At 61.2% G+C, this 12,893-nt stretch carries 13 protein-coding genes; 5 read left to right on the top strand and 8 right to left on the bottom strand.

All coding sequences use genetic code 11. The annotated features are described in order from the left end of the window. Nucleotides 1-63: 63 nt before the first annotated feature. Both ACT3UA_RS18235 and ACT3UA_RS18230 read right to left on the bottom strand, forming a co-directional pair. Nucleotides 64-1,686: a solute symporter family protein gene (locus tag ACT3UA_RS18235; RefSeq protein WP_096287344.1), complete on the bottom strand. Its 1,623-nt coding sequence runs from the start codon at nt 1,684-1,686 to the stop codon at nt 64-66. Then, nucleotides 1,686-2,030, bottom strand: coding sequence for a DUF485 domain-containing protein (locus ACT3UA_RS18230; RefSeq protein WP_096287346.1), 345 nt, complete (start codon nt 2,028-2,030; stop codon nt 1,686-1,688). The genes ACT3UA_RS18235 and ACT3UA_RS18230 overlap by 1 nt, the downstream gene beginning before the upstream one ends. Nucleotides 2,031-2,230: 200 nt before the next feature. Between ACT3UA_RS18230 and ACT3UA_RS18225 the strand changes: the two genes are divergently transcribed. From ACT3UA_RS18225 to ACT3UA_RS18210, 4 genes are read left to right on the top strand one after another with little or no spacing between them, the layout of a single operon-like run. After that, nucleotides 2,231-3,418, top strand: coding sequence for a sensor histidine kinase (locus ACT3UA_RS18225; RefSeq protein WP_105553721.1), 1,188 nt, complete (start codon nt 2,231-2,233; stop codon nt 3,416-3,418). 20 nt (nt 3,419-3,438) lie between these two features. Continuing rightward, nucleotides 3,439-4,155 (top strand): LytR/AlgR family response regulator transcription factor, encoded by a 717-nt coding sequence (locus ACT3UA_RS18220; RefSeq protein WP_096287350.1) that lies wholly within the window; start codon nt 3,439-3,441, stop codon nt 4,153-4,155. Continuing rightward, nucleotides 4,152-4,523 carry a hypothetical protein gene (locus ACT3UA_RS18215; RefSeq protein ID WP_255248474.1) on the top strand — a complete coding sequence of 124 codons (372 nt, stop codon included), beginning with the start codon at nt 4,152-4,154 and terminating at the stop codon, nt 4,521-4,523. The genes ACT3UA_RS18220 and ACT3UA_RS18215 overlap by 4 nt, the downstream gene beginning before the upstream one ends. Next, nucleotides 4,520-6,025 (top strand): sodium/solute symporter, encoded by a 1,506-nt coding sequence (locus ACT3UA_RS18210; RefSeq protein WP_096287354.1) that lies wholly within the window; start codon nt 4,520-4,522, stop codon nt 6,023-6,025. Before ACT3UA_RS18215 ends, ACT3UA_RS18210 begins: the two co-directional genes overlap by 4 nt. A gap of 108 nt (nt 6,026-6,133) precedes the next feature. On the opposite strand, the gene ACT3UA_RS18205 is transcribed toward ACT3UA_RS18210, so the two are convergent. The 6 genes from ACT3UA_RS18205 to rpsB form a co-directional block, all read right to left on the bottom strand. Next, nucleotides 6,134-6,706 carry a DivIVA domain-containing protein gene (locus tag ACT3UA_RS18205; RefSeq protein WP_374954794.1) on the bottom strand — a complete coding sequence of 191 codons (573 nt, stop codon included), beginning with the start codon at nt 6,704-6,706 and terminating at the stop codon, nt 6,134-6,136. Nucleotides 6,707-6,849: 143 nt separating this feature from the next. Continuing rightward, nucleotides 6,850-8,418: a phosphatidate cytidylyltransferase gene (locus ACT3UA_RS18200; RefSeq protein ID WP_444617766.1), complete on the bottom strand. Its 1,569-nt coding sequence runs from the start codon at nt 8,416-8,418 to the stop codon at nt 6,850-6,852. Next, complete coding sequence (frr, locus tag ACT3UA_RS18195; RefSeq protein ID WP_096287358.1) at nt 8,418-8,975, bottom strand: ribosome recycling factor; 558 nt, start codon at nt 8,973-8,975, stop codon at nt 8,418-8,420. Before frr ends, ACT3UA_RS18200 begins: the two co-directional genes overlap by 1 nt. A 107-nt stretch (nt 8,976-9,082) precedes the next feature. Then, a complete protein-coding gene (gene pyrH, locus ACT3UA_RS18190) occupies nt 9,083-9,805 on the bottom strand; it encodes a UMP kinase (RefSeq protein WP_096287360.1) in 723 nt (240 codons plus the stop codon). Between the two features lie 167 nt (nt 9,806-9,972). Further along, nucleotides 9,973-10,809, bottom strand: coding sequence for a translation elongation factor Ts (tsf, locus tag ACT3UA_RS18185; protein WP_096287773.1), 837 nt, complete (start codon nt 10,807-10,809; stop codon nt 9,973-9,975). A gap of 143 nt (nt 10,810-10,952) precedes the next feature. Continuing rightward, a complete protein-coding gene (gene rpsB / locus ACT3UA_RS18180; RefSeq protein WP_444617763.1) occupies nt 10,953-11,837 on the bottom strand; it encodes a 30S ribosomal protein S2 in 885 nt (294 codons plus the stop codon). 406 nt (nt 11,838-12,243) lie between these two features. Here rpsB and ACT3UA_RS18175 point away from each other — a divergent pair, with 406 nt between their 5' ends. Next, nucleotides 12,244-12,765 (top strand): M23 family metallopeptidase, encoded by a 522-nt coding sequence (locus ACT3UA_RS18175; protein ID WP_096287364.1) that lies wholly within the window; start codon nt 12,244-12,246, stop codon nt 12,763-12,765. The last annotated feature ends 128 nt before the right edge of the window (nt 12,766-12,893 follow it).

Raw genomic sequence — 12,893 nt, 5'->3', positions numbered from 1 at the left:
GGGGGGGGGCCCCCCCCCCCCCCCCCCCCCGCTCTGAATCGTTATCCGCAACTGAGCACCGAACTAGTGATCGACCGCCTTTTCGGCACCGACACCGGTCAGCGAGCGAACTTCCATCTCTGCCTGCTTGGTAATATCTTCAACGCCTGGATCGGTGATCGAACCCAGCCAGCCCAAGAGGAAGGCCAACGGGATCGAGACAATGCCGGGGTTGGCCAGTGGGAAGATGGCCATATCGATGCTTGGGATCATCGAGGTCTCCGAACCGGAGAAGACCGGGGAGAAGATGATCAGCAGCAGTGCCGAGGACAGGCCACCGTACATGGACCATACCGCACCGCGGGTCTTGAAACCCTTCCAGAACAGCGAGTACAGGATGGTTGGCAGGTTAGCCGAAGCGGCGACCGCGAAGGCCAGCGCCACCAGGAAGGCAACGTTCTGCCCCTGGGCGCCGATACCGCCGGCGATGGCGAAGATACCGATGATCACTACCGTGCGGCGGGCAACCTTCATCTCCTTTTCCGGAGTCGTCTTGTCCTTGGCGATCACCGAGGCATAGACGTCGTGGGCGAAGGAGGCGGCGGCGGTAATCGTCAGGCCGGCGACCACCGCGAGGATGGTTGCGAAGGCGACCGCCGAGATCAGACCCAGCAGCAGCGTGCCACCTAATTCGTAGGCGAGCAGCGGAGCGGCAGAGTTCACGCCACCCGGAGCGGCCTTGATTCGATCCGGACCGATCAGTGCGCCCGCGCCGAAGCCAAGAACCAGGGTGAACAAGTAGAAGGCGCCGATCAGCCAGATCGCCCAGACAACCGACCTGCGCGCTTCCTTGGCAGTTGGCACGGTGTAGAAACGCATCAGCACGTGCGGCAGGCCCGCGGTGCCAAGGACCAGGGCCAAGGCCAGCGAGATGAAGTCAAGCTTCGAGGTTCCGCTCATGCCGTACTTCAGGCCCGGGTTGAGCAGCTCCGGATTGCCGGCGACCTCGGCGGCCTTGCCCAGCAGCTCGGAGAAGTTGAACCCGAACAACGCCAGCGTCCACACGGTCATGATCAGTGCGCCGGCGATCAGCAGGCAAGCCTTGATGATCTGCACCCAGGTGGTGCCCTTCATGCCGCCGATCAGTACGTACATGATCATCAGCGCGCCGACGACGATGATGACCAGCGATTGCCCCAACTTGCCATCAATGCCCAGCAGCAGGGAGACCAGCGCACCGGCTCCGGCCATCTGCGCCAGCAAGTAGAAGACGCACACCGCGAGGGTGGAGACCGCCGCGGCGATACGCACCGGGCGCTGCTTCAAGCGGAAGGAGAGCACATCTGCCATGGTGAACTTGCCGGTGTTGCGCAGCAGTTCGGCCACCAGCAGCAGGGCCACCAACCAGGCGACGAGGAAACCGATGGAATACAGGAATCCGTCGTAGCCGTTGATCGCGATGGCACCGACAATGCCCAGGAACGACGCTGCGGAAAGGTAGTCGCCGGCAATGGCCGTACCGTTTTGCGTTCCGGTGAAGGAACGGCCACCGGCGTAGTAGTCCGCGGCGGTTTTATTGTTCTTGCTTGCCTTGAGCACGATCACCAAGGTGATGCCCACAAATGCGGCGAAGATTGCGATATTCACCAGCGGGTTGCCGACCTGAGTCGATTCGGCCCCCTGGGCCAGGATCAGCGAAGAATTCATTAGTTCACGCCCTCTTTTTCCAGACGCTCACGAATCTTCGAAGCCTTGGGATCAAGTTTATTGTTGGAGAACTGCACGTACAGTGCGGTGATGACGAAGGTCGAGACAAACTGCAACAGGCCAAGCAGGATACCCATATTGATGTTGCCGAAAACCTTGATGGACATAAAGTCATGGAAGTAGTCCGCCAACAAGACGTAGGCGAAGTACCAAACGAGGAAAAAGATTGCCATGGGGAAAACGAAGCTGCGGTGGGTCTTGCGCAGTTCCTGGAATTCTTCCGAATCCCTTTCCGCCACAAAATCAATGTCATCGGTGACATCGGGTTGCGATTCAGCACTCATTGGTGCCCTCCTTGAACGAGTTAAACAGGGTAGTGATGACGCACACATGTGCATTGTGACTAAGTTCACTATTGGTCATTTGCCCGTCCCCCACTAGGGGTTCGGCCACGCCAATGGATTAGCGGATAAATTCCTGCGCTCAACGGCACGCTGCGTGACGACGAACGGTCAACGACGGCGGCGGGCTTTAGGATTGAAATATGTCACCAGCGCTGCAGATCACCCTCATCGTCACCATCGTGGTCGTGGGCATCGCCATCGTTGGCTACCTGGGATTCAAGATCTCCCGTTCCACCAACGAACTGGGGACCTACGCGGAGGAAGCCACCTTCCAGGCCCTGCACCATATGTCCATTGCGGTCCCCCACCTCGGACGCGGGCTCACCGAAGAGGGTGCGGCCAAAAGCGCCAAGGCGCTGCGCAAGCTGCTGGGCTGCTCCGCCTTCCTGATCAGCGACACCAGGGCGATCCTCGCCACCGACGCGGCCATCGAGTTCACCGCCGATCTCGAAGCACACGCCCAGTCCGTCAGCTCCTCGGTGATCGGCAGCCAGAAAACACAGGTCCACCGCACCTCCGGGCTGGATCTGGTGGCGGCCCCGATCATGGTGGGCGGGCAGGCGGTGGGCACCGTCACCGCCCTGGCCGAACGCGCCGGGGCGAGCTTCGTGCGAGCCGTCAGCGAGGTCGCGGTCTTCGTCTCCGCACAGGTCACCACCGCCGAACTCGACGAGTCCAAGGCGCAGCTGCTCGAGGCGCAGATGCGTGCGCTGCGCGCGCAGATCTCCCCGCATTTCATCTACAACTCGCTGAACGCGATCGCCTCCTTCATCAACACCGATCCGGCGCGTGCCCGCGAACTGGTCATCGAGTTCGCGGACTTCACCCGGTACTCCTTCCGCCGTCGTGGTGAGTTCACCACCTTGGCCGAAGAGCTCGAAGCCATTGACCGCTATCTCCTCCTGGAAAAGGCCCGCTTCGGGGATCGCATTAAGGTGTCGCTGCAGATCGCCCCCGAAGTATTGCCCACCCAGATCCCGTTTCTGTGCCTCCAGCCACTGGTGGAGAACGCCGTGCACCACGGGCTGGAAGCCCGCCCGGACGGCGGAAGGATTTCGATTACCGCCACCGAGGACGGTTTGCACGCGGTGATCGCCGTGGAAGACGACGGGGCCGGCATGGACCCGGAACAGCTGGCCTCGGTATTGGCCGGAACCACCGTGAATATGCACGTCGGATTGCGCAACGTCGATGTGCGGCTGCGCCAGCTCTACGGCAACGCCAATGGGCTGCTCATCGACACCGCTCCGGGTGCCGGGACGCTGATTACCCTGAGAATCCCCAAGTTCCGTCCCCCACAAGGGCTAGAGACAGACGTATTGGCCTAACTGACGGTAGAGTTTTAGCCATGATTAATGTGGTCGTTGCCGATGATGAACTTCCAGCGGTTGAAGAAATCTCCTTCCTGCTCGGACAGGATTCGCGTATCGGAAAAATCCACCGTGCCACCTCCGGCGCCGCGGCGCTGAAGGCACTGGAAGAAAACGACGTCGATGCCCTGTTCCTGGACATCCACATGCCGGCGCTGTCCGGATTGGATATCGCCCGAGTCATCTCCCGCTTCACCCACCCGCCGCTGATCGTGTTTGTCACCGCCGACGAGGACCAGGCACTCCAGGCTTTCGAGCTGGCGGCAATCGACTACGTGCTCAAACCCATCCGCCCGCAGCGCCTGGCCGAATCGGTGCGCCGCATCTGCGAACTGGTCGATGACGAACCGGCCAAACCCGAAATGATCACCGTTGATCAAGGCGGCATCACCAAGCTCATTGCCCGCGAAGATATCGGCTATGTCCAAGCCCAAGGCGACTACGCTCGGCTGCACACCCGCGATGCCAGCTACCTGATTCGCGTGCCGCTCAATGACCTCGAACAGCAGTGGGCCGGATCCGGCTATGTGCGGATCCACCGCTCCTATCTGGTCTGCATGGACAAGATCGAGACGGTGCGGCTGCAAACAGGCAAGGCGGCGGTAGTGGTCCACGGCGCCGAGCTGCCGATCTCCCGGCGCGCCCTGCCCGACCTGCGTGAACGATTGGCCGCGAACCGGATCCGCCCATCGTGAGCCCGGAGCAAGACCGATTTGCCGAACAGCGCCCGCAACGCGTGCGCGTGCAGGCACCGCAGAACGCAAGCCTGAATATCGCCGCCGCCCGCCCCGAGCAGAGCGCCGAAACCTTCTACGTGCGCCAGCTGATCCGTTCCCAGCTTCGCTTGGCGGTGGCGGTCGCCGCGGGGCTGCTCATCATGCTGGTGGGCATCTCGGCGATCTTGGCGTTCTGGCCGGTGGTCGCCCAGGTGACGCTCTTCCACATTCCCCTGCCCTGGTGGATCTTGGGCGTGGGAATCTACCCGATGATCATCGTTGCCGGGCTGTTGTTCAATCGGGCCGCGGCGCGCAACGAGCGACGCTACCGGAGCATCTCTCGATGACCGGCGTGCTTTCCATCCTGGCGCTGCTGATGGTCTGCGTGGCCACCATGCTCATCGCTTTCTACGGGCTGCGGCTCTCCCGCACGACCAGCGATTTCTACGTGGCCTCGCGCACCGTAAAGCCCTGGTGGAATGCCTCGGCCATCGGCGGAGAATACCTTTCGGCGGCCTCCTTCCTCGGTGTGGCCGGGTTGATTGTGCTCAGCGGCCAGTCCGGGCTCTGGTTCCCCATCGGCTACACCGCCGGGTACCTGATGCTGCTGCTCTTTGTGGCCGCTCCGCTGCGCCGTTCCCAGGCCTACACCATCCCGGACTTCGCCCAGATCCGCTTCGAAGACTCCGTGCTCCTGCGCAAGATCACCACCTATCTGGTGGTGATCATCTGCTGGCTGTATATCGTCCCGCAGATGCATGGCGCGTCGCTGACCCTATCCATCGCCACCGGGCTGCCCGGCTGGGTCGGACCGGTCATCGTCGCCGCGGTGGTGTGCCTGACAGTGGTCTCCGGCGGGATGCGTTCGGTCACCTTCGTGCAGGCCTTCCAATACTGGTTCAAGCTTGCGGCCCTGGTGATCCCGACCTTATTCGTGCTCTTCCAGGTCATGCCGGAATACTCGGTGCCCGAGCGGGCGGCAGCGGTCGCCGGGCAGTTGCAGTCCATCGGCGGGATGAGCCTCTATGAGACGATTTCGATCATCCTGGCCTTGCTCTTTGGCACCTTGGGCCTGCCCCACGTGCTGGTGCGTTTTTACACGAACCCCTCGGGGCAAGCCGCACGCACCACGACGGCCATTGTGCTCTGCCTGCTCTCGGTGTTCTACCTGCTCCCCACCACCCTGGGGGTGCTGGGGATTCTCTATACCCAGGATCTGGGTGCCAATAACGCCGACGCGACGATCCTGCTGCTGCCGCAACGCATCTTCGATGGGTTCCTCGCCGATCTGCTCACCGCGATCGTGGTGGGAGGAGCCTTCGCGGCTTTCCTGTCCACCACCTCCGGGCTGGCCGTCTCCTTGGCCGGAGCGCTGTCGCAAGAGTTCTTCCAGGGCACCGTGCGCGGATTCCGGATCTCTACGGTGCTCGCCACCGCGCTGCCGGTGCTGATCGCCTTGCTCACGAATTCCTTGGCGTTGGCTGGCGCCATCGGCAATGTCTTCGCATTTACCGCCTCGACCATTTGCCCCCTGCTCCTGCTGGGCATCTGGTGGCGTTCGCTCACCGCCCGCGGGGCCATTGCTGGCATGTCCGTCGGCGCGGCCTGCTGCGGCTTGGCGTTGCTCGGATCGAATATGCTGCCAGAAAGCAGCGATTCGCTGTGGGTGCTGATGCTTCGCCAGCCGGCGGCGTGGAGCGTTCCGCTGGCCTTCGTGGTGATGATCCTGGTCTCCAAGTCCACCAGGCGCAGGGTCCCAGCCAATGCAGACCGCGTGATGGAGCTGCTGCATGTGCCCGAGCGCAGCTACAAGCCAGCTGGTGACACGGGCGCTGACCGGCTCCGCTGATTCGACCACGAATCGAAGAGATGCAGCCCAGGACGCTTTAAAGCACTAACCGCGGCTCTGACAGGCCTGCTGGTCTGCCAGAGCCGCGGTTGGCGCGTCTCAAAATTCCTAGTCGATCGAAGCCATCAGCTCGACCACGCGGTCGAGGAAGGCGTCCACCTGGGACTCTTCATAGCCTTCGGTGCCTACCGCTGAGCGGAACTCCACGCGGCGTACCGAGTCGACGGCCATCGGCACATCGCGTTCGAAGTAGTCGATCAGTTGATCGCAGAGCCGGTCGACGTCTTCTATGTTGTAGCTTGAGGCGTTGGAGCGTGAAGGTCGGCGGAAACGCTCACCCTTGGCACGGTGCAAACGCCCGCGGAGGATCGCTGCCAGGCGTCCGACCTGCTGCAACCAGACCTCTTCGCCCTGATGGGCAATGAGGTCATCACGCTCGCGCTTGGCGAATACGTCTTCCAGCCTATCCAATGCACCGTCCACTTCGCGGGCCTGGTAGCCGCCCTTTTGCGGTGCGAAGGTAGTGCGGCGGATCAGGTGGCTGGTCACCACGGCATCATCGTTTCCGCCGCCGTTAAAGGTGGCACGCGCCCGGCTGAGAAAAGCATCAACCTGCTTTACGTTGTAGCCGAATTCCTTGTCCGGGACCCGGGAGAACGGAGCATCTTGTTGCTGCGACACGACTATTCCTTAGTTCTAGACGAAAAGTCATTAGGCGTACCGCCATGATGCGGCACCCTTCAATCTTATGTGTTGTGAAATCTTTTGCTGCCATGGGCACACCGTCCGGCGCAGATCCGTCACCGGTTCTGCGCCTCACGCGTTTAGAAAACCGCGACGCTCCAGGCCAAGAGGTGCGAGATGAGATAGGCCAACGGGATGGCGAACAACAGCGAATCAAGTCTATCCATAATGCCGCCGTGCCCCGGAAGCAGGTTGCTCATGTCCTTGATGCCCAATTCACGCTTGACCATGGATTCAGCGAAGTCACCGGTGGTCGCTGCGACCGTGGTGAAACAGGCGAGAATCACTCCGGACCACCAAGGCATGTCCAGCCAGTAGTTGGCTGCCAGCGCGCCGATGGCCATGGACCCGACCATGGACCCGGCAAAGCCTTCCCATGATTTCTTGGGCGAAATCTTCGGGGCCATCGGATGCTTTCCAAATAGCACGCCCACGGCGTAGCCAAAGGTGTCGTTGCTGACCACCAACAGCAGAATCGTCGTAATCAGCAGGTTGCCGTTCTCGCCACGCATCACCAAGAGAGCGAAGCTGAGCAGCAAGGGAACCCAGCTGATGATGAACACGCTGCTCATCACCGAGGCTGCCGCACCTTTGAGCCCCTCGAGGATTCGGAAGAGCAATGCCAAGATCAAGCTACCCAGATAGGCGAAACCCAACGCGTCGAGGCCACCGAGGGTAGCGCTGACCGGAAGCAATATGGCCGCCAAATACAGCGGGAATTGCTGCACCTCGGTTTTCGCATGGGTTGTCGCGCGGGCCACCTCCCAGGAACCTACGCCGGCGAGCACCACGATCAGAACCACCAGCAGGGTTGGCATCCAGAACAGTCCCAGCATCGCCAAGCCGAGCATCAAAAGGCCCACGCCGATGGCCGCCGGAAGGTTTCGCCCCGCCCGGGATTTCTTCGGTGGTCCCCCGATCAGCAATTCGGCGGGGATCTCCGCTTCTTCGGGTTCGGCTTTGCCGGTTTCGGCCAGGTCCTCGCTGTTCGCTTGCGGAGGTTTTGGCTGCGTTGCTTCCGCTGGCTTTCCCGCCGCTGGCTGCCCGTCCGAGGTCTTCAACGCCGGCGCAGGGGCAACTAGTTGCGCCTTTGCCTGCGCTTTAGCTTTCGCCTTGGCCGCATCGCCTACCGGTTTGGGAGCTTGCGGAGCTTGGTCAGCGCCGGCAGCTTCGGCTGATTTCGACGAGCCTTCGGCCTGAGCCGATTGCGGGGAGGTACCGGGGGTAGCCTCGGGGGCTTTGACACAATCCGGGCGAGCCACCGAAACAGGTTCGGGCGTTTCGGGAGCTTCGGCGTCCCGTTTAGCCGCTCCGGGCTTTGCGGCATCGGGTGCACGTTGGGGCGCGGTCTGAGCGGCGGCCGACTGCGCGGTCGGTGCAGAAGTTTTTGGGGACGGCGAAGCGGTCTCGGCTGCCGGCTGGGCCGTAGCCGGTTTCGCCTTGTCGGCGGCCTTAGCCCCGGCTGGCTTCGCAGGCTCGGCTTGCGCCCCGGAGAGCGCTCGCTTGAGTTTCGAGGCGCGTGAGTTACCGCGTTCGGCGGCTTCGCGTTTAGCGCGGGCCTCACGCCGAGTCATGGGCTGGTCTTCGCCGGATGCCACTGAGGGCACCGCCGAAGCGTTGCCCTCAGTGTTGTCTGTCGAGCCTGGCATTAGACGTCCAGCAGCTCAGTTTCTTTTTTCTTCAGGATCTCATCGACCGAATCAACGTGCGCCTTGGTCAGCGAGTCGAGTTCTTTTTCGGCACGGCTGCCTTCGTCCTCGCCAATTTCGCCATCCTTGACGAACTTGTCGATGCTGTCCTTGGCCTTGCGACGGTGGTTACGCAGGGCAACCTTCGCGTCCTCGCCCTTGGTGCGGGCAAGCTTGACGTATTCCTTGCGGCGTTCCTCGGTCAGCACCGGAAGCACCACGCGGATCATCTTGCCGTCGCTCGATGGGTTGGCACCGACCTCTGGGTCGCCCAAGGCCTTTTCGATGGCGCGCATGGCCGAAACATCGAAGGGGCTGATGGTGATGGTGCGTGCTTCTGGGACAGCGAAGGAGGCCAGCTGCATCAGTGGGGTTGGGGAACCGTAGTAGTCCACCATGACCTTGGAATACATGCCAGGGTGGGCGCGACCGGTACGGATCGTCGCGAAGTCCTCCTTGGCGGCTTCAATGGTGCGGTCCATCTTTTCGGCGGCATCCGCCAACGTTTCGTCAATCACCGGTACTCCTCAGTACTTTGCCTGCGCTCTGCTGCCTCAACCGCGATAGCACGCAGGTGAAGCAGCCGAACAAATAGATCTAATTCAATCCTATGCCACGAACACCCTTATGGGGTGACGGTGGTGCCGATCCGCTCGCCGCGAATGGCGCTTGCCACATTTCCTTCGCCTTCCATGCCGAAGACCAGCATGTTGACGTTGTTGTCCTGGCACATGGTCATCGCGGTCTGGTCCATAACCCGGATATCGCGCTGCAGCGCCTCCGAGTAGGTCAGGGTCTCGAGCTTCTTCGCGCTTGGGTCCTTTTTCGGGTCCGCGGTGTATACGCCGTCAACGCCGCTCTTGGCCATCAAGACTTCGTCCGCGTCCACCTCCAGGGCACGCTGGGCGGCCACCGTGTCGGTGGAGAAGTAAGGCAGGCCGGCGCCGGCGCCGAAGATGACCACGCGATCTTTTTCCATGTGGCGGATGGCACGGCGCGGGATGTAGTTCTCCGCAACCTGCGCCATGGCGATGGCCGACTGCACACGGGTTTCCACGCCGCACTGTTCCAGGAAATCCTGCAGCGCCAAGCAGTTCATCACGGTGCCGAGCATGCCCATGTAGTCCGCGCGGGAGCGGTCCATGCCCGCGGCCGATAGCTCGGCGCCACGGAAGAAGTTGCCGCCGCCGACGACGATTGCCACCTCGACCTCGCCGACGGTCGCAGCGATCTGCTCGGCGACACCACGCACGGTGATTGGGTCGACGCCAACGTTGCCTCCGCCGAAGACCTCTCCGGAAAGCTTCAATAAGACGCGGCGGCGTTTGGTTTCTGGGCTGGTAGGCATGGGGTCTGTCTCCTGGGGTTGAGAAATCTGTATCCGGATCTCAAACTATCTTGTCATCCGGGCTCAAGAAAAGGGAGGCGAGTCACCGAGTTGCTCGGTGGCTCACCTCCCTTGACTTGTTTAGCCGCTCGCTAGAGGCGGCATTCGCTTACTGTTTGGCTGAACCCTTAGGCACCAACACGGAAACGGGCGAAGGCAACTGGCTTGGTGCCAGCCTCTTCGAAGACCTTGGCTACGGACTTCTTTGCGTCCTTGGCGAAAGCCTGGTCAACCAGCACGATTTCCTTGAAGAAACCGGTCAAGCGGCCTTCAACGATCTTGGTGAGGGCGGCCTCTGGCTTGCCCTCGGCGCGTGCGGTTTCGTCGGCGATGCGACGCTCGTCTGCAACCTTGTCCGCAGGAACTTCATCGCGGGACAGGTAGGTAGGAGCCAATGCGGCGGTGTGCACTGCAACGTCGTGAGCGACGGTTGCGGCAGCTTCGGAATCCGCATCAACGGCCATCAGGACGCCAACCTGTGCAGGCAGGTCCTTGCTGGTCTTGTGCAGGTACGCTGCAACGCTTGCACCCTCAACGCGGGCAACACGGCGGACAACGATCTTCTCGCCGAGGATTGCGCCCTCTTCGATGACGATCTCGGAGATCGCCTTGCCGTCCAGCTCGTAAGCCTGCAGTGCTTCGGCGTCTGCGGCACCGGAGGCCACAGCGGCATCCAGAACCTTGTTTGCCAGCTCGATGAACTTCTCGTTCTTGGCGACGAAGTCGGTCTCGCAGTTGATCTCGATCATGACACCAACGGTGCCATCGACCTTGGCGGCTACGAGGCCTTCTGCGGTCGAGCGGCCTTCGCGCTTGGTAGCGCCCTTCAGACCCTTGACGCGGATGATCTCGATGGCCTTCTCGGCGTCGCCGTTAGCCTCGTCGAGAGCCTTCTTCACGTCCATCATGCCAGCGCCAGTGCGTTCGCGCAGAGCCTTGATATCAGCAGCGGTGTAGTTTGCCACGTGCATCCCCGTTCACTAGGAGGTTTCAAGTTTATGTCGCTCGTGGGACGGGTCGGATAACCAACCCGTCCCACGAGACTTTATTGAGTGTCCTTCAACGCACCGTAGCGCGTGAAAGCAAACTCTAAGAGATAGTCAGATGACTACTTGGCTTCTGGAGCCTCTTCAGCAGCAGCTTCAGCTGGTGCCTCGGTTGCTGCTTCAGGTGCTGCCTCAGCTGGTGCTTCGGTTGCAGCTTCGGCAGGAGCCTCAGCCTTTGCCTTCTCGCCTTCGAGCAGCTCGCGCTCCCACTCGGCCATTGGCTCTGCAGCGCCCTCGGTCTTGCCGGCAGCCTTGTTGTTCTTGGCGATGAGGCCTTCAGCAACAGCGTCTGCGACAACGCGGGTGAGCAGGTTGACGGAGCGGATAGCGTCGTCGTTACCTGGGATTGGGAACGTAACTTCGTCCGGATCGCAGTTGGTGTCCAAGATGGCCACAACTGGGATGCCCAGCTTCTGAGCTTCGTCGATAGCCAAGTGTTCCTTCTTGGTGTCAACGATCCAGATAGCGGAAGGGGTACGGGTCAGGTTGCGGATACCACCGAGGTTGTTCTGCAGCTTGGTCAGCTCGCGCTTGAGCAGCAGAAGTTCTTTCTTGGTGTGGCCCGAACCGGCAACGTCCTCGAAGTCGATCTCTTCCAGTTCCTTCATGCGCTGTACGCGCTTGGAGACGGTCTGGAAGTTGGTCAGCATACCGCCGAGCCAGCGCTGGTTCACGTATGGCTGGCCAACGCGGTTAGCCTGCTCGGCGATGGATTCCTGAGCCTGCTTCTTGGTACCGACGAACAGGACGGTGCCACCGTGGGCAACGGTCTGCTTGACGAACTCGTAGGCACGGTCAATGAACGACAGCGACTGCTGCAGGTCAATGATGTAGATGCCGTTGCGCTCGGTCAGAATGAAGCGCTTCATCTTTGGGTTCCAGCGACGGGTCTGGTGGCCGAAGTGGACGCCGCTGTTAAGCAGCTCTCGCATGGTTACGACTGGCATGTCGCAACTCCTCTCAGCAGTGGCGGACCGGACGCGTGCGCGTCCGCGGTAACTGCTCTTAGTTGTTTGGGTTGTACGCAGATCCCCGTTTTGGTTATCTGCCCTAGTGCGCGGCCCGGACTGCTTGACAGTCCGCGCAAGTCCACCGATTCTCTCGGACCACTGGAACTTGCGCCCACTTCCTGTAAAGGTCGTGGAACCCCGCACGCGAAGTCAATCTCTTGACTGGTGCACCAATTTTGGACACACCTATGACAAGAAACTGCAGTTCCAAGTGTACTACACCGGCTCCGTCCGGCTAACAGCGATCCTTGGTGATCTAGCGCCTATAAACTCATCCCGGAACTTACCCACAGCCGGCAATCAATCCGAGGTCCATCCGGTCTCTGCCGCGCACGCTGGATAGATGAAATCGAAACACCTCCTGCTGCTGGCCCAAGCACTGCTAATGCTGTCATTGGTTCCTCCGGGAGCCCATGCACAACCGGTGGATTCCCTCGCACAGCCGGCCGCTGCCGCTGTGTGGCGTTGGCCGTTGGCCGGTGAGCCGAAGGTCCTGAATGCCTTTGATAAGCCGGCCGAAAAATGGTCGGCGGGTCATCGTGGCGTGGACCTTTCAGCAGCAGAAGGCGCCCAAGTAATTGCCCCGAATCGTGGACGCATCACCTTCACTGGGGTGGTCGTGGACCGTCCGGTGGTGGTGATTGACCACGGCTACGGGTTTAAGACGAGCTTGGAACCGGTAACCAGTGAGCTGCCTGCGGGAAGCTGGGTTGAGTCCGGCGCCAAACTCGGGATCGTGTCAGCAGGGGCCCATTGCACGGGCCGATGCATTCATTGGGGTGTACGACTGGACGGAGAATATATTGATCCAGCGCTCTTGATCGAGGACTTGCGCCCGTCAATCCTATTGCCGCTGAACGACTGAACCTGCGGATTCGCTCGCCTCACCTGTTTCGTGCCAAAGCCTTAGTAAGTACTTTTATCCACGCTGAAGCTTCTTCAATAGCCCTCGAAGCTCGGCAGAAACTTCAGCAGGGATCACCACATAATCAC

It is taken from the genome of Glutamicibacter sp. 363 (assembly GCF_052379505.1).
Classification (GTDB): Bacteria; Actinomycetota; Actinomycetes; order Actinomycetales; family Micrococcaceae; genus Glutamicibacter.
This window is presented reverse-complemented; position numbering and strand designations above follow the sequence as displayed.